The organism is Shewanella sp. SM74 (assembly GCF_025653725.1).
Classification (GTDB): Bacteria; Pseudomonadota; Gammaproteobacteria; order Enterobacterales; family Shewanellaceae; genus Shewanella; species Shewanella oncorhynchi.
Window position 1 is genome coordinate 47406 of sequence record NZ_JAKKRZ010000011.1, and the last position, 20838, is coordinate 68243.

The window sequence follows — 20838 nt, forward strand, 5'->3', positions numbered from 1 at the left end:
TGTCAGTGCCATAGCAAGTTGCAATAAGGTAATCGCTTTGCAAAAGGTTACAAGATATTTGAGGTACCCAGTCTTACCAATAACTCCTTGTATCAATAGCGGTAGGATCTTGCGAGAACTCAGGTAAAAAAACGCATTTAAGATTAGCTTAAGTGAGTGTAACTATAGTGTATTTAGTTTTTATGTCTGCGAGCACAATGACGAAATCAAGCTCGATATGGCTCCGTTTTATCCACCTAAAGGCAACTATTATGCTAGCATTTTTTCGTGAAAACTTAGGGCTTATCTTAGGGATAGTCATCTTCAGCGCGGTGATATTTGGTGGTATTTATTACGTTGAGCACTCCTTAAAGAGCCAAGAACAAGTCGTGCAGTAAATAAAGACGCGGCTGCAGTTCGCCCTTTAAACCCTCTTAGTTGCATTTTGAGCGCCTGCTAAAGGCGCTCAAATGATGTTCGTCTCTAGAAAATTATACCGCCGATTTCCCTATCCATAACGAATCCACTTATTAGCCTAACGATACTTCTGTCTTTGATCGCTATCATCGACTTGCTCGGGCGCTTCAATGGTGATGACTTGATCCATAAAATGGCTCACAAACAACAACATCAACGAAAAAATCATTACAGGGATCGCAAAATACCGCACAGAGGCATCAAAGTAACTGTATCCCGCCGTAAACACACTCAAATAAAATCCTAATAACTTGAGTTTAGCCAATGTTGGACTGCGGCCTAACCAAGCCGCACAATGGGGGCAACGCACTTGAGCGTCGAAACCTTTGCCTCTTTGCTGGCTAATGTCACTGACCTTGATGTACTGATTACAATGGGAACACAACATGAAAACACGATTCCTAAATAACGATGCGCAAGTTTACCAGATACCGATTAGAGTTCGGCCTGTAAATACCCAAAATGTCGGAAAAAGCAGATAAAGCACCTCACTCAAGGTTAAGCTCAAATCAACCCCACCCTAAAAAAGTTTAATTCCAAGGGCTATTTCACTCACAGATATTTTACAGTAAATCCGGCAACATCTATCATACTCAGACATATTTCTACTTAAGATCACTCCTATGCACCGCTACCTCGCTCTCGTGTTTGCCCTGCTAATACCACTACTCAGCCTTTCATCCCAAGCGCAAACTGAACCTGTCGCTGCAACCGAAAGCCCATCCAGCACTCCTGTAACGCTCAAGGCAGAACTGGCAATGCTGCAACAGGCTATCGATACGGATATACGTAAACTAAAAAATGCCAAAGGCGAATTGAAGACAATTGTTGAATATCGAATTCAAAACAAAACCTTACAGTTACGTAATAAGATTAAAGATCTGCTCGAAACAACGCCAATCGACAAAGCTTTTCTGCAACCATTAATCCAAGGACAACTTAACTACATCCAACAAATTGATGCTTATATCGATGACAACATTAGTAAATTAGAACAGCAATTAGGTTCGAGCACAGATGATGCGACTCTGCTGGAAATATCAAAGCGCGAATTAGAAAAAGACACCTATTACAAGCAACAACTCGAGACGCTCACTTGGCTCGAACAAGTTGGCCAAGATATTAGCGAAGCACAAAAATCACTGATGCAAATTTTAGTAGCTCGTGCCGATACGCTAGAAAGTTTAGTGACTTATACCCAGCAGCAACTACAAGCAGCAATCGATACCGCAACCAATGCAGGTAAAGATGTCACTTCGGCGCAAACCAGCCACGTAATGATGCTAAAGGAACGCTTAGCACAAAATAGTCAGAGCTTAAATATCGACATCAGCCTACTCGACGCCTTAGGCCATGATACCGCCGCGCTGAAAAAGACACTCTTTAGTGTTTCAGGTGATATCACTCAAGATGTGTTGAACTTTGATGTGGCATCAAGTCTCGTTGAGCAGTGGCTAAATACGGCACAAGAACAAGCGATTAATCACGGCCCAACCGTCGTGTTTAAGTTATTTGTTTTCTGTTTGATCTTGTTTATTGCGGGTCTCGCCGGCAAGTTAGCCAAACAGATAGTGAAAAATACCGTTAGCAATTCTAAGTTGAATTTAAGTAAGTTATTACAAGACTTCTTCACCTCGCTATCAGGTAAAGCCGTCTTTACTATCGGGCTGTTAATTGCCCTTTCACAGCTTGGGATCGAACTTGGTCCCTTGCTCGCAGGCTTTGGTATCGCGGGTGTTATTATTGGTTTTGCCCTGCAAGATACCCTGTCAAATTTCGCCTCAGGCATGATGATCTTAATTTACCGTCCCTATGATGTGGGCGATTTGATCAACGCCGCTGGCGTCACCGGACGCGTCAGTCACATGAGCCTTGTCTCCACCACGATTAAAACCATGGATAACCAACGTCTTATTATTCCTAATAATAAGATTTGGGGTGACACAATTAACAACATCACAGCTGAGCATCAACGTCGAGTCGATATGACCTTTGGGATCAGTTATAGCGACAGCATCGAACAAGCTGAAGCGATTCTCAAGTCCATCGTCGAAGCGCATCCTAAGGTACAACCATTGCCAGAACCGACGATTAAACTACATCTATTGAGCGAATCTTCGGTCGACTTTATCGTTCGCCCTTGGGCAAAACCGGAAGATTACTGGGAAGTGTATTGGGACATTACCCGCGAAGTGAAAATGCGCTTTGACGCCGAAGGGATCAGTATTCCCTTCCCACAGCGTGATGTGCATATCTATCAAACTACGAAATCACCGCTTTAAACCAGCGTTAAACGAGAGAAGAAGGGCGTTGCAATGAGCTCGCCCTTATTTTTATCTCTGGCCTATCAATCTCTGCATCAAGTGTTAGCCTAAGCCGACTATCTCACCTTGCGCATCAATATCAATTTTTAAGTAACCCGGTTTCAGCCCAAGTCCTGGCATAGTCATCACATTCCCCACCAAGGCGGTGATAAACCCCGCACCAGCATGCAAGACTAAACCCCGTACTGGGATCTCAAAGTTCTGAGGAACGCCCTTTAAGCTAGGATCGTGACTAATTGATAACGGCGTTTTGGCCATACACAGGGGCAAATGTCCATAACCTAATACGGTCAGCTGCTGCGCCTGTTGTTTGGCCTCGATAGAAAGGCTAACACCAGCTGCGCCATACCCCACCTCGGCTAAGGTCGATAACTTAGCCTCCAATGAGGCTTCATCTGAATATAACAGCTTGAACTGACTCTCGGTTTCAGCGGCGCGAACCACAGTCTGCGCTAAGGCGACAGCGCCCGCCTCCCCTTGGCTAAAAGCATCGCTGACCTCACAGCCAAAGGCGCTGCTCGCATTAACAGCCGCAGTTAGCCATTGCAACTCGGCATCAGTATCAGTGGCGAAACGGTTAATGGCAACCACCACCGGAATGCCATAGCGAGCCACATTGTTGATATGCCAGTTTAAATTTGCAAAGCCCGCTTCAAGTCGAGCCTGATCTGGTAGATTGATATCTGACTCAGACACCAAACCACTATTGGCCTTCAGCGCTTTTAAAGTAGTGACCAGCACAGCGGCAGCGGGCACCTGACCCGATTGACGCACCTTGATATTACAGAACTTTTCAAAGCCCATATCTGAGCCAAAACCAGCTTCAGTCACCACAAAATCCGCCAGTCTGAGGGCAATATCATCAGCAATAATGGATGAATTACCGTGGGCAATATTGGCAAAGGGTCCCGCATGGATCAGGCAAGGTGAACCATTTAAAGTCTGCATTAACGTCGGCTTTATCGCATCCGCCATGATGGCCGTCATCGCACCAGCGACACCTAAGTCTTCGGCGGTAATCACTTGCCCTTGGGTATTTAACGCCAGCACTAGACGACCGATCCGCGCCCGCATATCTGCCAAATTATGACTTAAGGCTAAAATCGCCATTAACTCAGAGGCGGCGGTGATATCAAAACTGGATGCGTACTCTGGGCCATTATTATCGCCTAAGCCCACCTGGATTTGCCTAAGACAGCGATCGTTGTGATCGACCACTCGGTGCCAACGGATCTCACTGGGATCGATATCCAAAAACGCTTGCCCAGATTGCGCCTCAAATTCCGCCTTACCTAAGCGCGCTTCATGAAATAGCCGCGCCGCAATCGCCGCAGCCCCTAAATTGTGGGCACTGCTCACGGCATGAATATCACCCGTGAGATTCAAATTCATCTCCTGCATGGGTACCACTTGCGCATAACCGCCACCCGCAGCGCCACCTTTCACCCCAAATACAGGTCCCATGCTGGGCTGGCGAATACAGGCACAGGCCTTTTTGCCTATGGCATTTAACGATTGCGTTAAGCCAATGCTAGTCACTGTTTTACCTTCACCGTGAGGCGTAGGCGTGACTGCGGTGACGATAATCAATTTGCCTTTGCGCTGCCCAGCCAAACGCTGCAACACACTGAGCTCGACCTTGGCTTTAGTGTGACCAAATTGCATCATCTCTTCGGGTAATAGACCTAAGTCGGCGCCCAGTTCATTAATGTCTTTTAGGCTAGCGCGATTCGAAATATCCATATCTGTCAGCATGCGTCGGTTTCTCCCTTTCAGATACACTCTGGTTTAGTATGAGAGTTCAACTAACAACACTCATTGAATAGGGCGGATATTAGGTGATTGGCTTTAAGATATATAGCCGTCGAAAGGGTTAATGAGCGATTCCTTAATCTGTATCAAATAATCTGCCCTGCGTTCGAGCGGCTCAAGAGTGCCGTTGCCTCAAATGAGATCCAGCTCGACGCCAGCAATGGTTCAGTATCTGGCAGGCATCTATGGGTCACAGCGTACCTTGATTTTTGTTTCTCAAAAGCAACAACCATAAACAACCACGGCGCCAGAAGGCGCCGTGGTTGTATGTATTATTGAGTGCGGCTTAAAACTGCACATCGCCACTTAAATGAGGTCGACGGCCTTTGCTGTCACGTAATTCAAATACCATATTATTAGCATTCTGCTCATAGCCAAATCCAACATCGGCAGGCATCAAAAGTGGCAGCTTAAAGGTCACATCCACAGTGAATGGACGATCGCCAATACTTGGCATCAGCTCGGCTAAACAACGGGCCTTAGACCACATGCCATGGGCGAGCACTCGATCAAAGCCAAAACGCTTTGAAAGCACAGGATGCAGATGGATCAAGTTATAGTCGCCAGATGCCTTAGCATAACGACGACCTAAATCTTCACTCAAACTCCAGCTTTGTGGTGTTTCCCATGCCATATCAATGGCTTTAGGTGGGCGAACGCGACGCCCAGCAACATCGATACGATATAAATAGGTGGATAGCGATTCCCAGACGAGTTCTTCACCGACAAACGCCTTAGACACAAATTCAAACTCTAAGCCAGAATCCGTCTCGCGGCTCGTGGTCAAAGCGCACTCGAGGGAGAAAGTCTCGTCAACCGTCACAGGCCGATACACTTGAATACGATTCTTTAGGTGGATCATGCCAAGCAGTGGGAAAGTGATCCCATCGTGGGTAAAGATCACCGCATGCAGGCGAAATGCCATCACGTAGAGATAGGTTGGCGGTAGAACTTTACCGTCAAATTGAAAACCACACACCTGCGCATATTGGCTTACTTTAGCTTCAGACACAGTCACATGCGGCGCGGTCACCTTAATATGGGGCAGCGGCTGTTGATCCCAACCAGGCTTACGGCCAAAGAAGATCTTGCGATAAAGAGAAAACAGCGACGGCATCGCGTTCAATTCAACACAATATGCATTATTCAAGTCTGAGTACCTTTTAATTAACTATCCCTTGGCACAAAAATACATTGCCATAAATTACCCCGCACAGACGAGTAACGTCTGATCAATCAAGCTGATAACGAGTGTAAAACAGGCAGTGCTGCGTCTTAATAAGGGCTGATGCTGACTCTCCGAATGGACAACTATACCCAAACAACCTGAAAATGCAGGATTCAGCGGGAATTTAACGCACTTTAGGCAAGGCGGTTATTTGCGGACCTAGTGGACTAAGTTCAAAATAACCAACACAGCATAAAGTGCGTTAAAACCCGCCGGGACGGAGCGCCTAGGGCACTTCACTTCCGTGTTGCATCAATTCAAAAGGTGGCCGACATTCTGTCATTGATACGCCTTGAATTGAAGCACCCTAGGCGCTCTGAAACTCGTATCTTCAGGTCGCTTGGGTATATAGAGTCAGGTTTGGCGAAAACGGCGTGATTATAACCCAGAGCACTGAGTTCTGTGTATCCCTAAGTTTAGTAGGAATAATTACTACAAATAAAATCAATAGATTAATAATTAACGATGCAAATTTATCCATCTCAACTCGGCAATAACATCTCCAGAGTGCGAAAAATTTACGACTGTGCCACACTATCGTTCCACTCTCCTTAACCTAGTTATCACGTGCAAGATAAGAATTTTGATAAGCTCGCGCAAAAATTTGCGAAAAACATCTATGGTACGCCCAAGGGCGAAATTCGTGCCGCAGTGCTATGGCGCGACCTCGTCCCCGCGCTGGCAAAACTGGGGGATAAAAAACTCAGAGTATTAGATGCAGGCGGTGGTTTTGGTTACTTTAGCCAAAGATTAGCGCGCCTCGGCCACGAAGTTGTACTCTGCGACATCTCTGCTGAGATGCTGGCTCAAGCCAAAGAACAAATTGATGCCTCACCTGAACCATTAGCTATCCAGCTTATCAATGCGCCTATCCAAGCATTATCGGTCGATAACCATGGCTATTTCGATATCATACTGTGTCATGCAGTCGTCGAATGGTTAACGGATGCTAAGCCCACAGTAGCGGGTTTACTTACTATGCTAAAACCCGGTGGATTATTCTCTTTGATGTTTTACAACAAAGAAGCCATGCGCTTTCATGCTTTAGTATCGGGCAATTTCGATTACGTCGCCGCTGATTTAAAAGTGAAGAAGAAAGTGCGACTAACTCCTACTCATCCACTTTATATTCAAGAAGTTAAAGATTGGTTTAGCGAATGGCAAATGTCACTCATCAGCCAGTCTGGTGTGCGTGTAATCCACGACTATTTGAAAAAGAGTCAGCCTGCGGATTTCGACTATCACAAGCTGCTACAAATGGAGCTGGAGTACTCGCAACGCGAACCCTATATTTCCCTCGGCCGATATGTGCATTTTTTAGGGCAGAGTCCTGCAGGTTAAATGCGCGTCGCTCTAAGCGCAGCGACCTAAACGATTACTGACAAGTCTGTTTCCAGCAGGCGCTCACTTTGGCGCCTGCTTGTTCTAGCAATTGCACCACGCTTTTATCCCCCACCACATGGCCAGCACCAACCACCACAAACAAAGGTGAAGTCACATCAGTCGAGCCCATTAATTTTATAATGCCATCGGCCATCACATGGTTTCGCTGCCAGAGGATTTTCTCTAGCATTTTAGTGTCGCCCTCGCCGCCCATTTGCTCCTGCATTATGGCATCAAGCTCAGTTTCATTACCTGAACGCCAAGCCGTTATTAACGATAAAAGCTCCGCATCCGATGCGCTAATCGCCTCACGCACCATAGACCACTGCTCTTGACTATTAAAAGACGCTAACAATTGAAATTGTGACTCTGCAGTTTCCAACGGATACACAGGCAAAGTCGCATATCGAGTCATCAACTGCATATCAACGCCATAATCCGTGCTGTAACCTAAGTCGTTATAACGCAATAAGTTAACTTGAGTAGCCTGCAGCCAAGGTGCAAAAGATTGTATCGACTGACAAACATTTGCCGTGGCCGCGCAATAGGGCGTCATGCTCTCGACCGTTTGCTTATCTCGGCTCTGCCAATCTAAACCCTTAGTTTTATCGGCGCGACCGTATTGTTGCAGTAAGGCTGTGCTATCGACTTTATTGATATCGACTTCTACGACTAAGCCCTTAGCTTTACCCAACGCGGTTTCAATTTGGGTGGGTAAAGGATAAAAATCGGCACGTCCAATATGAATCGAACCCAGTAAATACGCACTCTTGCCTTGCCATTGCACTTGATAAAATGGTGGTTTATCGGTTTCTGCACCCGCCACTTTTGTGCTCAAACCCGCTAACGCCATAAAACAGATTGATGCAATTAGTCGCCATTGGCTTGTTGCCATATCCTTTGCCCCTTATAATTCCTGCAAATTTTGCAATGAGACGCTGTTATGCCACATACCAAGGTTATAGAGCAACTGAAAGAAAATCTTCAAATCGCCTATCGCCAAGCCATAGACGCCGACGCTAAGTTAGATGAGCTAAAGAAAGCTGGCCATGGAAACTTCACCAGCATATTCACGGCAGAACAAGGTTTTATCGCTTCGAGTAATCGCTTTCTGCCCTATGTGCAAGAGTTGGTCGATGACTTAACTCGCATGGAAGAACATCAAACGCTCGATCCTAAAGAACTCGAAACCTATGTGCGTCAGTTAGGCGCATTACTGCAAACATTGCAGGCCTTTAAGAAGCAAAGCTAAACCGAGATTAGGAGCTGAAACTCACCTTAGATTTCAGCTCTTTCCATGGCATATCTAATCAAGCCCACCAACACAGATAGATAGCACTAAGCTTCCCCAAAACTGTCATCATTTTGTCATTTCTAAGTCATAGACTCCGCTCACATAGACGAAGGGGCTGACGTAATGACAAGTTTAGATCTGGCTAAAGAGCTCGATAAAATAATCTCTAAAGCTGCAATCAGTCCCTTATTTCAGCCAATTTTCAATATATTAGAACATAAAATTCATGGTTTTGAGGCGTTAAGCCGTGGCCCTGAACACAGCCCGTTATACTCCCCAGTCCCGCTATTTCAGACCGCCGAGCATCAAGGTAAATTAAGCGAGCTAGAAACCCTTTGTCGCCGTATTTCACTCGAGCAATTTAAGTTGCGTCAGTTTCAAGGCAAGCTGTTTATCAATATCTCGCCCAAGGCATTATTAGATCCAGCCCACCCGAAGGGCATGACCTTACAACTGCTGCAACAACTTGGCATAGCGCCATCACAGGTTGTGATTGAACTGTCAGAACAATACCCCGCCGATGATATCGATTTACTCAAATCCTGCTTGAATCACTATCGTAGCCAAGGTTTTTTAACGGCGATCGATGACTTAGGTGCAGGTTATTCGGGTCTGAGACTCTGGTCAGAATTGTCACCCGACTATGTCAAAATCGACCGTCACTTTATCCATCAGATTGATTCGACTCCCGTCAAACAAGAATTTGTCCGCTCGATTGTGGAGTTATGCCAAAGCTTAACCTGCAAAGTGATAGCCGAAGGAATTGAAACGCAAGAGGAATTAGCCGTACTCAAACAACTGGGTATCGTCTATTGCCAAGGCTACTTACTCGGTCGTCCAGAAGTACTCCCCTGCCGCGCGATGAAAGCAACCTTAGTGCCGAGCAATACTCAAATTCAACCTAGATACAGCGAATCGGCCGAGAGCCTGTGCACGAGCGCCATTACCGTAGCGCCCACGCTTAAACTCAAATTCTTAAGTGACACCTTTATCTCGCAACCTGCATTACAGGCGGTTGTAGTGGTCGATAACCTGTTGCCACTCGGTATTATCAGCCGCGCGACCTTACTTGAACTCTTCAGCACACCCTATGGTCGCGCCTTACATGAAAATCATGCTGTGAGTGAAGTAATGGACCCGCAAGTCATCCAGATTGAGGCCAACGAACCATTATCCATCGTAAGTCAATTACTGACCTCAGAGAGTGCTAATACGGTAGCGCAACAGTTCATTATCCTTCGCCGTGGTAAACTACTCGGCATAGGCCATACCAAGGATCTGCTACAAAGGATCACAGAGCACAGAATTAAGATGGCGCGCCATGCAAATCCTCTTACAGACTTGCCGGGTAATGTGCCCATTCAAGAGGAATTAAAACGCCTTAAGATCCAAAAGAAACATTTTTATCTAGCCTATTTTGATCTGTGTAACTTTAAGCCCTATAACGATATTTATGGATTTTGCCGTGGCGATGAAGTGATTTGTGAAGTGGCGAATCTGTTACTGAAGTATAAAAGCGACAATTGCTTTGTTGGCCATGTCGGCGGCGATGACTTTGTCATTATCAGCACCTGTGAGCATATGATCAGCCGTTGCCAGCGAATTCTAGCGGATTTTGAAACCCATAAGCATTTATTTTATAGCGCAGATCACTGGCTGGCCCAGGAAATGCTCGCCGACGATAGAAAAGGTGAAGCCTGTTACCATCAATTGATCAGTCTGTGTGTAGGCATTTTACCACCCGCACTCACCTTTAACGCCCATGAACATAGTCTATCGACCTTAAGCGCTAGGGCAAAAAAACAGGCAAAATCCGCAAATAACGGATTTTACCTGTTAGAAAATCATCTAATTATCGACACTCAGGCACTAACAGCATAGCTAAACAGCTTTAATACTCAGCATTAGCGACCGATATGAGATATTAAAGTTGTGGTGCAATCGTCTTCTTTAACCACTCGGTTAACATTTTGGTTTCATACATAAAAGGTTTATCATTTAAAGATTGGATCCCATCCATGAACCCCATATTCGACAGTTTTTCATCGCCCGCGATAATCACTTTATCGTTTTCCATGACTTGATAAGAAAAAGTCATACGTGGCGGATAAATGTCTTTGATAATGCGTAAATCATTGGCGGTCGCACCAAATGTTGGACGCATATCACCCGCAAGATCAACATCGGTAATGGTCATTTCAAGCTTTTGATTTGGCTTTAAAATCTTCGCAGCTTCTTTATTGATGTTTTCAGTTAAGGTCTCAAATAAGCGTTTCTCATAACGGGATTGGAGCTCCCCTGATGATTTTATATCGCGATAATCTTTAGGACTTTGCCAAACAATTTTAACCACACCATCTTCGGTGACGGGATCCACAGGCGCTTCATCGGCCGCCCAAGCCGCACTGCAACTTAATACACCTGCGAGTAAAAGGGACTGAATTTTCATGTTTGCCTCCAAGGCCTAAATAACTTTCTGAGAACCACAGTACAAAATCTAACCTGAACTAGAGCTTAACGCAAAACTGATATAAGTACAGCAAATGTGCCGTAAGCTTTTGTATAATTGAGTAAATATTATTTAACCATCACAACCGATACGTATCTTTTTGTATCGGAATTGCACCAAGTAAGTGCATAGTTATCAATTTGTGAACATTTCACGCGCATAACGACAAAAAAAGCGTTATCCTTCCGCTATTGTTTACATTGCCCACTTAATAAAAAATGAAATTCCCTGTTGTACCTGTGTTCATTCTTATCCTGTTTACCTGCGTCGTAAGTGCGATTTGGTTTATCTCCCCGAGTGACAAAAATACTGGCCCTAAAACTTGGTCAGCCTTTATCTACAACCATGGCTATGATTCAGGAAAATATAAAAAAACCGATAACTTTGACAGCTATAATACTTGCCGCGATTTTGCACGCGAACAATCTGCCTTCTACGACAATGTGCCTTGGGAATGTGGATCTATGTGCCAGTTCGATACTCGTAAACAAGGATTTCAATGCGAAGAAATGAAGAATGAGCACTAACTAACCATTCAGCATAGGTTCAATATTTATACAATAAACTCAGCTCCTCACAGTACAACTCGTTTTCTTTACCGTCTAAGGATGCACGATTTAGAACTAACGTGTTAAACGTAATTTTTAACTTGGAGCTTACCTATGAACCTAAACACGGCTTATCTATTCAACCCATATTCACCAAAACTCGCTTTATTGGCACTGCTGACAATTGGAACGAGTATCAGCCTTTCAAGCCAAGCTGCACCATTGACCATCAGCCAGCAACAAGCTGTTACTGTTCATTTGAGTAAATTGGCTCAGGCGCAAAATGCGGCTGAGCATCAAATGACAGAGCAGCTTAAGCAAGATTTTAGTCAACAATTAACCGTGCAAGAACATGAGTTTATGAGCGACATCTGCCCTAAATACGGCATGACCTTCGATGTCACTACCAACGCTTGCTTGCGCTCGTAAGGTATTGCCAAGACTAAAATGGAAAACGGGCACTCAGCTCAGGGTATTGCAGCTTTAAATCCTTGGGCTTAGTGCTAAATTTTTTACCTACGGGCGTCGCCTTGCCCGATGGCATAAAGGGCAGTTCCTCACCGGTTCTATCTTCGTATAATTGCCCTGCAATAAGATCGTATTCATCCACAAAGGGATAAGCATAGGCATCTCGCTCTGGCCAAGCGACTAAACGTGCTAGGGTGTCAGGCTGATTAACCACACCTTCGAAAATTTCTTTACCAAGCGAAATCAAAAAACACCTAAACTCGGCAAAAGCATATTCAGAATCACAACCAGTAATAATGTAAGCCGCCCCCCAAACAGACCACAGATAACTACGGCGCATCTGCTGACCAAAGATTTTATCGAAAGCTTTTAACTCTTCATTACTCAATTCGGCAAGTTTCTGCTTCAGTGCTTGAGTCAAAGACTCCTGTGATTGCGCCGCTTCCATTCGCGTGACTAAACCCCAAAACTCAACTTCTGTCATAAACGTCACCTATTAGAGCCTCTAGCAAAAAGGCATATTCTACACGATATTACGGTTATACTGGACTCGGATTAGGGCATTTCCTACACTTGCTCATCTTCTTTGCTACTGGTGTGCACTTCAATCTATGCCTAAACGTCTTATACTACTGATCACGTTATATTGCCTCTTCAGCATTGCTGCACTTTGGCGTACTGTGATGACTCAATCCCTTGATGTATTCACCCTAGGTGTCCTCCCCGTGCTCGTTGGCATACTCATACGCGCGCCGTGGTCTAGCTTAGTGTTGAAGATTTATATTGGCATGCAAACCTTAGGATTCTCGGCTCTGGGGATTACAGCAATTATTGCCTATCGCATTACCCCTGAGGATGTAAAAGTGGTTGTTTCTGGCCACAACATTCCTATGTTGCCACTCACAGTGAGCATTATTGTTATTTTACTCGTGCAGTATTGGATCGCATTTTCTAAGGTCACGAGACACTATTTGACCCGCCAAACTCAGTAATGGACTTTGTTGCTAAGCTGTTATCAATAGCGTAGCTTAGCGACCCAGTAAAATACTTACGACTCTTAACTTGAAGTAAACTATGAGCCATTTATCGCCCAGCGAACTTTCCATTCTTTTGGTAGAACCTTCAGAGACACAGCGTCGAATTATTATTCAGCGCTTACAACAAGAAGGCATTCTCAGCATTCAAACCGCAGAAAACATAGAAGCGGCTAAAGATATTATTGCTCGCCATAAACCTGACCTTATTGCGAGCGCCATGCATTTCGATGATGGCACTGCCATCGATCTCTTGGGCTACTTAAGGGCCAACGCTGACTGCAAAGATATCCAATTTATGCTGGTCTCGAGTGAGTGCCGCCGTGAGCAACTTGAAATATTCCGCCAATCGGGTGTAGTAGCGATTCTACCTAAACCCTTCAGTGCCGACCATTTAGGTACAGCATTGAATGCCACGATTGATTTACTCAGCCACGATGAACTCGACCAGAGTAATTTCGATGTACAAGATGTGCGTGTATTAGTGGTCGATGATAGCCGTATGGCAAGAAACGTCATTAAACGTACGATTGGTAACTTAGGGATGAAGCTGATTACCGAGGCCGAGGATGGCGCGCAAGCCATAGCGTTAATGAAACACAATATGTTCGACTTAGTGATCACTGATTACAATATGCCGAGTGTAGATGGGCTAGCTTTGACACAATTTATCCGCAATGAAAGCCAACAATCACACATTCCCATCTTGATGGTGTCTTCCGAAGCCAACGATACCCACCTCAGCAATGTATCCCAAGCGGGTGTAAATGCCTTATGTGACAAACCCTTTGAACCCAAACTTGTTAAAAAATTACTCTATCAACTGTTAGAAGAATAAAACCAGAATAAAACTTAAGTCACGAACTGAGTAAATATTCTGCGCTTTACTGAACATCCTGCTGCACGCTAGACGCAAAAGGCTTTCCAAGTGCTAAACCTTATGGCATGTTAGGCACGCTTATTTCAAATAAATCTACGGAAAGAAGAGACAATAAAAATGAACAAAACTGAACTAATCGCCAAAATTGCAGAAAATGCCGATCTAACGAAAGTAGAAGCAGCACGCGCATTGAAGTCTTTTGAAGCAGCTATTACCGAATCAATGAAAAATGGTGACAAAATCTCCATCGTAGGTTTCGGTTCTTTTGAAACAGCGACTCGTGCCGCTCGCACTGGCCGTAACCCACAAACGGGTAAAGAAATTCAAATTGCTGAAGCGACAGTGCCTAAGTTTAAAGCGGGTAAAACCCTACGTGACAGCGTAAACTAAGTTATAAAATTCAATACAACGCCTCCATTGTGAGGCGTTTTTTTTGCCCAATCCCAGTGAAGCACTGAATATTTTTTGCACAACAAAAGTGCGCCTCTGCCCCACAAACTGGCAAATAAAAACATTTCATTAACATTGCAAGTTCTAATACCTTGTTTTACATGGCATTGTAATAGTGGCATGTGATTAGCAAATCCTTCCTTAGAAAAAAACCAAGATGCACTAATGAACACAGCTGACTTTGAGTGTGCCAATGGTGAATCGATAAATAAGTCAATCGAGGGGATGAGCATGAAGAAATCACTGTACAGCGTTTTGGCCTTATCGACGGGAATGTTACTGGCAGGCAACGCCTTTGCAGCCGTATCAGGCAACATTGGCGGTACCTCTAATTATCTATGGCGCGGTGCGACCCAAACTAAAGATGCGGTCGCAATCCAAGGTGGCCTTGACTACAGCCACGATTCTGGATTTTATGCGGGAACTTGGGCATCGAATGTGGATTTTGGTGATGATACTAGCTACGAGCTTGATCTATATGCGGGTTATGGCGGCAGTATTACCGAAGACATCAGCTACGACTTTGGCTATCTCTACTACGCCTATCCAGACGCGCCAGGCAGTATTGATTTTGGTGAGCTCCATGCTGCTGTCACGTGGAAATGGCTCGAACTTGCTTACTCCCAAGTCATCAATGCCGGTGACGATCTGGCCGCCGATCCTTTAGATAATAAAGATCTCAGTTATCTTGCCGCGACGGTATCCGTTCCTCTCACTGAAAAGCTGAGTTTATCAGTGCACTATGGTTACTCAAACGGTGATGTCGTCCAATCTTGGTTTGGCGAAGATAATTATGCCGACTATAACGTGACTCTCAGTGCAGATACCAGCATAGGCACAGTGTCATTTATGGTCTCAGATACCGATCTCACCGATGATGATGCCAAACTAGTACTCGGATATTCCTACAGTTTTGATCTATAGGCTCTAAGCATAACAAAACGCCACCTTAAAAAGTGGCGTCGTTTTATCACAATCACCTACTAGGCAATAATTGACCTGTTCGTTTTACGGGCCGCAACCATTTTCTCGATATACTCAACAATGGGCTCAGTCACTGAAATCCCTGTTGTTTGCTCAATCCCTTCAATGCCAGGCGCCGAATTAACCTCAAGGATCAGTGGACCACGGTTAGAACGTAAAATATCTACTCCCGCGACAACCAATCCCATCGCCTTCACAGCGGCAATAGCCATCTTACGTTCCACTGCAGTGATTTTAACCACCTCACCACAGCCGCCCAAATGCAGATTGGAGCGAAAATCACCCTCAGGTCCTTGTCGCTTCATCGAAGCAACAACCTTGTCACCGACAACAAAACAACGAATATCACTACCATTGGATTCTTTAATGTATTCCTGTACTAAGATATTCGCTTTGAGCCCCAAGAATGCTTCAATCACGCTCTCAGCAGCCGTTTTAGTTTCAGCGAGTACGACACCAATCCCTTGAGTGCCTTCGAGTAATTTAATGACTAACGGAGCGCCGCCCACCATATTGATGAGATCTGGGATATCATTTGGCTTATTGGCAAAACCCGTCACTGGCATGCCAATCCCTTTGCGGGAAAGTAGTTGCAGTGCCCGCAATTTGTCCCGCGAACGCGCAATGGAGATTGAATCATTCGCGGCATATACGCCCATCATTTCAAACTGACGTACAACGGCACAACCATAAAAAGTCACGCTAGCATGAATACGCGGAATGATGGCATCAAACCCAACTAATTCAGTACCTTCATAATGAATGCTAGGTTTAATAGAATTAATATTCATGTAGCAATTCAGCGTATTGATCACGACCGCTTCATGTCCACGACTTTGGCAAGCCGCGACTAAACGTTGTGTTGAATACAACTGGGGGAATTGGGATAAAATACCTATTTTCATTGCTGAGTGACCAACTTAAGCATGAGTGAATAAACCGTTCTGCGGCACCAAAAGCACAGCGACAGAAAAAGGGGCTGATATTTGTCTATTGCTCAGTGTAAAGCAAGAAAATATTCCTCACCAGACGAAATCATTATGCTAATGAAATACTTCAAGACCTATCACATTCGGAACTCGTTTAAATTAACAGCGGCAGAATATACTTAGCCTCAAACTCCGTTGCATCTAAGGGACGAGAAAACAAATAACCTTGTAATACAGTACAATGGCGAGAAGTACAAAACTCAGCCTGCTCAATTGTTTCAACGCCCTCAGCTACTGATATGACATTAAATCCATGGGCGAAGTTAAGTAATGCAGCGAGCAAACGAGTGTCTTTATCATCCTTATCATAGGAAGCGACAAAGCTTTTATCGATTTTCAGCACGCTAATGGGAAACAATTTGATATGTTCTAAGGACGAAAAACCCGTCCCAAAATCATCGAGGGCAAAACGCACCCCTAACTCGGCGATTCTATCGAGCATTTTGGCATGTTCATGGGGATCTTCAATAAGGCAATTCTCAGTAATTTCAAGCTCTAATGCTACAGCAGGAAGTCCTGTCTTAGTCAGCGTATTCGCTATTTTATCAAACAGGTTCTCATTTCCAATTTGCGATGCAGACAGGTTAACGGCAATGGTAAATTCTCTCCCTGTTGGCTGTAATTGGGTTAACCAAACCTGTGCCTGAATACAGGCTTGTTCAAGCACCCAATCATCAATGTCCTCCATTAATCCAATTTCTTCGGCTATGGGTAAAAATTGATCTGGGGTGATAATGCCGTCTACAGGATGCTGCCATCGGATAAGGGCTTCCATCCCCACCAGCTGATGGGTTTTCGCATTCACTTGCGCTTGATAATGAACCTTAAATTCATTTCTTTTTAAGGCAGTACGCAAACTCGACTCGATATGATTACGGTAACGCACCTCTTTATCTAAAGCTTCTGAGTAAAACTGAATCTGGTTTCGGCCCATTTTTTTAGCGCGATACATAGCGATATCGGCACATTTCATCAGCTCAGAACTGTTCGAAGCCGCTTCATTATAAAAAGCCACGCCGATGCTGGCACCAATAAGCACATCGTTATCACCGAGACAAAACACGTCCTCAAACACTTTGAGCAATCGATTAGCCACAATCATAGGGAAATATTTATAATCATTATCAGTGACTAGCACGACAAATTCGTCCCCACCTAAACGCGCAATAATGTCGCCATCTCTTAGTACTTCACTTAATCGAGCGGCTACTTTAACTAAAAGAATATCCCCCGTCTGATGGCCTAGAGTGTCATTGATCGCTTTAAAATCATCTAAATCGAGTAAGATAACGGCTAAATAGTCGTGACAACGTTTGGCCCTTGCTATCGCTCGATTAAGACAAAGTTCAAAACCATAGCGATTAACCAGCTTAGTCAACGAATCGTGTTCAGCCAGCTCTTTTAGTTTTTGGTGACTATTGCGTAACGCCAACGCCATTGAAGATCTTTGTTTCGCATAACGAATTGCACGGGTTAGTATCCGCGAGTTAACCTCATCTTTAAGCAAGAAGTCCTGTGCCCCTAGTTCAATACAGCGTTGAGCCAGTTTCTCATCTTCATAGCGACTCAGCATAACGACTACGGTCTGGTCTTGCGTCATGGCATTGAGCTTGATCAACACTTCTAAGCCATTAGCATCGGGTAATAAATAATCCAATAGAATACCGTCAAAATGACGTTCTAATGCGAGATTTAAACCATCAAATGCACAATTTGCTTCGACCACATTAAAAGTCAACTTTGACTGTCTGAGTGCTCGGATGATCGCAGTTCTATCAACTTCATCATCATCGATCAGTAGTAAATCCATATACTCACCTTATGCGGATGGGAGCTCCACTATTCGCCAATAACCTTCAAGCATATTAAAAATATTGTTAAAACCGTCTTTCATATCAGTTTTAACCATGTAACCAGCCACATGATGGCTATAGGCTTTCATCCTATCTTCATCGGTACTCGACGTGGTGAGCATAAAAACGACAGACGAAGAAAGAGAAGGATCTGAACGTATTCGCTCAAGGAACTCAAACCCATTCATTCTTGGCATATTAAGATCGAGCAAAATAAGATATGGACCTTTGATCGTGTCTAAACTAGTTAGAATAGTTAATGCTTCGATCCCATCTCGAGCACGCACTAAGGGATTGAGTAACCTCAATTGTCTCATCGCCCGCTGCACGGCCATGTAATCCACGTCATCGTCATCAACCAATAAAATGGTGACCTGTTGATAGTGATTTGCTGCGCTCATAGAAGCTCCTTTTTCACTATTTTCTTAGGCCAACTAAAGCAAAAACAACAACCTCGGCCCTGCGATTTAAGCTGAATCTCTCCACCTAAACTTTCAACCGTTTTCCTCACAAGTGATAAGCCTAAACCACTACCTTCAACTTCATCCCTTGGTTTAAGTGTTTGAAACATCTCGAAGACTTTTTCATGATATGAGCTTGATATCCCCGGACCATCATCTATCACACTGAATCGATACTGCTGATCAACCGCCTCACATGAAACCGTAATCACACCTGTACCTAAGTCATGATGTTTTATGGCGTTACTGATTAAATTTCGTATAACTAATTCCAACAATGGTCTTACGGTATAAAAATTCGGAAATTCACCTTTTAGGACTAATTCAAATCCCTGTGGCGGCGCGACGAGCGCAAACATGTCTTCAACCAGTTGCCGACTTTTCACTTCAGTGGTTTCGGTATCGACACGACCAATCCGAGAAAACATCAATAGTCCATCGAGTAATAACACCATTCGATGAATACGACTTTGGATAAGCCCTAGGTATTTCTGTACATTTTCATTGGTGTTATCGACTAAATCCTCAGATAACCAAGAGGTTAGCTGCTCGATACCACGTAAGGGGGATTTCAAATCATGGGAAGCAATATAGGCAAACCTGTCTAATTCTTGATTGATACGCTCAAGCTCAAGCATATGTTCTGCACGCTGAACTTCAATGCGTTTACGTTCAGAGACATTATTAATTGTCGCGAGAATAGAAATGCCATTACTAAAATGAATAGGCGTTAACCCCACTTCAATTGCGAGTCGACTGCCATCTTTACAACAGCCAAACAGGTCATCCCGCATCGACATATTTTTCGCAATAGGCTGCACCAAATAGTTACTCATGTGCTGCTGATGAGCATCCCTTAGGGTTTCGGGCAATAACATATTGATGGAACGACCGAGTAACTCGTCTCTGGTATAGCCGAACAAACGTTCAGCATGGGTATTCACTAAAGTAATAAATCCAGATTTATCCACCATAAATAGCGCACTTGGAGAGGCTTCAATTACTAATCTAAAGCGTTTTTCGTTAGCAATTAACTCTGAAGTCAGTAAAGACTCCTTATATCGATTACGCGCCATAACTAACACTGAGTAAAACAATGCCAAAATAAAACCACAACCGATAAATTGGAGCCACATACCTTGGGTCTGTTCCGCTCTCGAGATAAAACGCGATTGTGATGAAATGTCTAAGCGCCACAACTGCCCTCCAACTAAGTCAGTCTGTGAGTGATAAAACACATCCTGCTCATTCGGGGCCACTTTGCTGCTGGTAAACATTAGACTGTCAGCGCTTGCCTGCGGACTTTCATAAATGGCAAGTTTCAAGCCTGAGAATCGCTCCCCCATAATCCCTTGCATGAGGTCATCCATCCTAAACGCTGCATACACAAGTCCAAACACGTGCTGTTTACGCTCAGCCTCTGTTGTTGTGGTGCCTTGATAAAGCGGTAAATACATTAAAAAGCCCGCTTTAGCATCATCAGAAGTATCTTGAACTAATACGACTTTGCCAGAAACTGTCGGCAGTCCAGTGGTAATAGCGCGAGTGATGGCTTTATATCGATTAGACTCGGAGCACATGTCATAACCCAAGGCTCTTTGATTACGCCAATCAAAGGGTTCTAAGTACACAATCACGCAATACTGATCACGCGTTCCTTCTGGGTAAACTTTATAGTCTTTAAAACCTTCAGCTTGAACTTGTTGGATGTGCGCACTTAATGCTTCAGGTTGAAGTAACTGAGCATAGCCAAAACCTTGAAAACCTGGATAATACTCAGATAAATGAGCATTGATGACATAAGTTTGCCATTCCTGTCGTGTCACATTACTCGACGATAATAATAAGCCAACGCCACCACGTAAGACTTGCTCATAGGCAAGCATTCTGCGATTCACGGCTTCTGTTAATTCTTGAACGCTATTTTCGAAACGCTCTTCACCTCTATCCCTAAGATATTGCTCAAGCACATACCAAGAGATCCCCATGAAAAGTAAGGCAGCCACTATCATCAGCCAGCTAGAGCTCAGCACGCTAAAGTAGATATTATTAGATGGGGGGAGTGATTTAGAAAACTGATCCTTGTCCATGTAAGCCAATTCCCTAGCAAACGATTAACAACAAACACTGGTACAAGTGTTGTTGTAATTATGACTAAATTCAAG

The 20838-nt window shown here is 44.3% G+C and carries 21 protein-coding genes and 1 pseudogene; 12 read left to right on the forward strand and 10 right to left on the reverse strand.

The window, feature by feature from the left end:
• Nucleotides 1-251: 251 nt before the first annotated feature.
• The gene (locus L5M49_RS12775; protein WP_263266200.1) at nt 252-377 is read left to right on the forward strand and encodes a hypothetical protein; all 126 of its coding nucleotides are present in this window, start codon (nt 252-254) and stop codon (nt 375-377) included.
• A 137-nt stretch (nt 378-514) separates the two neighbouring features.
• On the opposite strand, the gene L5M49_RS12780 is transcribed toward L5M49_RS12775, so the two are convergent.
• A complete protein-coding gene (locus L5M49_RS12780) occupies nt 515-844 on the reverse strand; it encodes a hypothetical protein (RefSeq protein WP_113939169.1) in 330 nt (109 codons plus the stop codon).
• 235 nt (nt 845-1079) lie between these two features.
• Here L5M49_RS12780 and L5M49_RS12785 point away from each other — a divergent pair, with 235 nt between their 5' ends.
• Nucleotides 1080-2738 carry a mechanosensitive ion channel family protein gene (locus L5M49_RS12785; protein WP_263266201.1) on the forward strand — a complete coding sequence of 553 codons (1659 nt, stop codon included), beginning with the start codon at nt 1080-1082 and terminating at the stop codon, nt 2736-2738.
• 84 nt (nt 2739-2822) lie between these two features.
• Here L5M49_RS12785 and L5M49_RS12790 read toward each other — a convergent pair whose 3' ends face one another.
• Nucleotides 2823-4535, reverse strand: a complete 1713-nt coding sequence (locus L5M49_RS12790) for a formate--tetrahydrofolate ligase (protein ID WP_263255693.1) — start codon at nt 4533-4535, stop codon at nt 2823-2825.
• A 165-nt stretch (nt 4536-4700) separates the two neighbouring features.
• Between L5M49_RS12790 and L5M49_RS25270 the strand changes: the two are divergent.
• A pseudogene (locus tag L5M49_RS25270) lies at nt 4701-4798 on the forward strand (oxidoreductase); the annotation flags it as partial.
• An 80-nt stretch (nt 4799-4878) separates the two neighbouring features.
• Here the strand turns inward: L5M49_RS25270 and L5M49_RS12795 are convergent.
• Nucleotides 4879-5709, reverse strand: a complete 831-nt coding sequence (locus L5M49_RS12795) for a MaoC/PaaZ C-terminal domain-containing protein (protein WP_263206575.1) — start codon at nt 5707-5709, stop codon at nt 4879-4881.
• A gap of 678 nt (nt 5710-6387) precedes the next feature.
• Between L5M49_RS12795 and L5M49_RS12800 the strand changes: the two genes are divergently transcribed.
• Nucleotides 6388-7161, forward strand: a complete 774-nt coding sequence (locus L5M49_RS12800; RefSeq protein WP_263266202.1) for a methyltransferase domain-containing protein — start codon at nt 6388-6390, stop codon at nt 7159-7161.
• A 34-nt stretch (nt 7162-7195) separates the two neighbouring features.
• Here the strand turns inward: L5M49_RS12800 and L5M49_RS12805 are convergent, their stop codons facing one another.
• A complete protein-coding gene (locus L5M49_RS12805) occupies nt 7196-8098 on the reverse strand; it encodes a TraB/GumN family protein (RefSeq protein ID WP_263266203.1) in 903 nt (300 codons plus the stop codon).
• A 48-nt stretch (nt 8099-8146) separates the two neighbouring features.
• Between L5M49_RS12805 and L5M49_RS12810 the strand changes: the two genes are divergently transcribed.
• Nucleotides 8147-8455: a prephenate dehydrogenase gene (locus tag L5M49_RS12810; RefSeq protein WP_105250305.1), complete on the forward strand. Its 309-nt coding sequence runs from the start codon at nt 8147-8149 to the stop codon at nt 8453-8455.
• Between the two features lie 165 nt (nt 8456-8620).
• Nucleotides 8621-10378, forward strand: coding sequence for a GGDEF domain-containing protein (locus L5M49_RS12815; RefSeq protein ID WP_263266204.1), 1758 nt, complete (start codon nt 8621-8623; stop codon nt 10376-10378).
• Between the two features lie 43 nt (nt 10379-10421).
• Here the strand turns inward: L5M49_RS12815 and L5M49_RS12820 are convergent, their stop codons facing one another.
• The gene (locus L5M49_RS12820; RefSeq protein ID WP_131523944.1) at nt 10422-10946 is read right to left on the reverse strand and encodes a DUF3016 domain-containing protein; all 525 of its coding nucleotides are present in this window, start codon (nt 10944-10946) and stop codon (nt 10422-10424) included.
• Between the two features lie 278 nt (nt 10947-11224).
• Here L5M49_RS12820 and L5M49_RS12825 point away from each other — a divergent pair, with 278 nt between their 5' ends.
• A complete protein-coding gene (locus L5M49_RS12825; protein WP_105250308.1) occupies nt 11225-11533 on the forward strand; it encodes a hypothetical protein in 309 nt (102 codons plus the stop codon).
• A gap of 135 nt (nt 11534-11668) precedes the next feature.
• On the forward strand, nt 11669-11983 hold the full coding sequence (locus L5M49_RS12830; protein WP_263266205.1) for a hypothetical protein: 315 nt from the start codon (nt 11669-11671) through the stop codon (nt 11981-11983).
• A gap of 13 nt (nt 11984-11996) precedes the next feature.
• Here L5M49_RS12830 and L5M49_RS12835 read toward each other — a convergent pair whose 3' ends face one another.
• Complete coding sequence (locus L5M49_RS12835) at nt 11997-12506, reverse strand: DUF4240 domain-containing protein (RefSeq protein WP_212599624.1); 510 nt, start codon at nt 12504-12506, stop codon at nt 11997-11999.
• A 127-nt stretch (nt 12507-12633) separates the two neighbouring features.
• Here L5M49_RS12835 and L5M49_RS12840 point away from each other — a divergent pair, with 127 nt between their 5' ends.
• The 4 genes from L5M49_RS12840 to L5M49_RS12855 all read left to right on the forward strand — a co-directional run bounded on the left by L5M49_RS12840 (nt 12634) and on the right by L5M49_RS12855 (nt 15310).
• A complete protein-coding gene (locus L5M49_RS12840; protein ID WP_105250311.1) occupies nt 12634-13014 on the forward strand; it encodes a hypothetical protein in 381 nt (126 codons plus the stop codon).
• Nucleotides 13015-13096: 82 nt separating this feature from the next.
• Nucleotides 13097-13894, forward strand: a complete 798-nt coding sequence (locus L5M49_RS12845) for a response regulator (protein WP_263266206.1) — start codon at nt 13097-13099, stop codon at nt 13892-13894.
• A 159-nt stretch (nt 13895-14053) separates the two neighbouring features.
• Nucleotides 14054-14326 (forward strand): HU family DNA-binding protein, encoded by a 273-nt coding sequence (locus L5M49_RS12850; protein ID WP_006079990.1) that lies wholly within the window; start codon nt 14054-14056, stop codon nt 14324-14326.
• 291 nt (nt 14327-14617) lie between these two features.
• On the forward strand, nt 14618-15310 hold the full coding sequence (locus tag L5M49_RS12855; RefSeq protein WP_105250314.1) for a TorF family putative porin: 693 nt from the start codon (nt 14618-14620) through the stop codon (nt 15308-15310).
• A gap of 59 nt (nt 15311-15369) precedes the next feature.
• Here L5M49_RS12855 and rimK read toward each other — a convergent pair whose 3' ends face one another.
• The 4 genes from rimK to L5M49_RS12875 all read right to left on the reverse strand — a co-directional run bounded on the left by rimK (nt 15370) and on the right by L5M49_RS12875 (nt 20763).
• On the reverse strand, nt 15370-16275 hold the full coding sequence (gene rimK, locus L5M49_RS12860) for a 30S ribosomal protein S6--L-glutamate ligase (RefSeq protein ID WP_263192075.1): 906 nt from the start codon (nt 16273-16275) through the stop codon (nt 15370-15372).
• Nucleotides 16276-16453: 178 nt separating this feature from the next.
• Nucleotides 16454-18169, reverse strand: a complete 1716-nt coding sequence (locus L5M49_RS12865) for a putative bifunctional diguanylate cyclase/phosphodiesterase (protein WP_105250316.1) — start codon at nt 18167-18169, stop codon at nt 16454-16456.
• 9 nt (nt 18170-18178) lie between these two features.
• Entirely contained in the window at nt 18179-18613 is a 435-nt protein-coding gene (locus tag L5M49_RS12870; RefSeq protein WP_105250317.1) for a response regulator, read from the reverse strand.
• The gene (locus L5M49_RS12875; RefSeq protein ID WP_263266207.1) at nt 18610-20763 is read right to left on the reverse strand and encodes a CHASE domain-containing protein; all 2154 of its coding nucleotides are present in this window, start codon (nt 20761-20763) and stop codon (nt 18610-18612) included. The genes L5M49_RS12870 and L5M49_RS12875 overlap by 4 nt, the downstream gene beginning before the upstream one ends.
• Between the last annotated feature and the right edge of the window lie 75 nt (nt 20764-20838).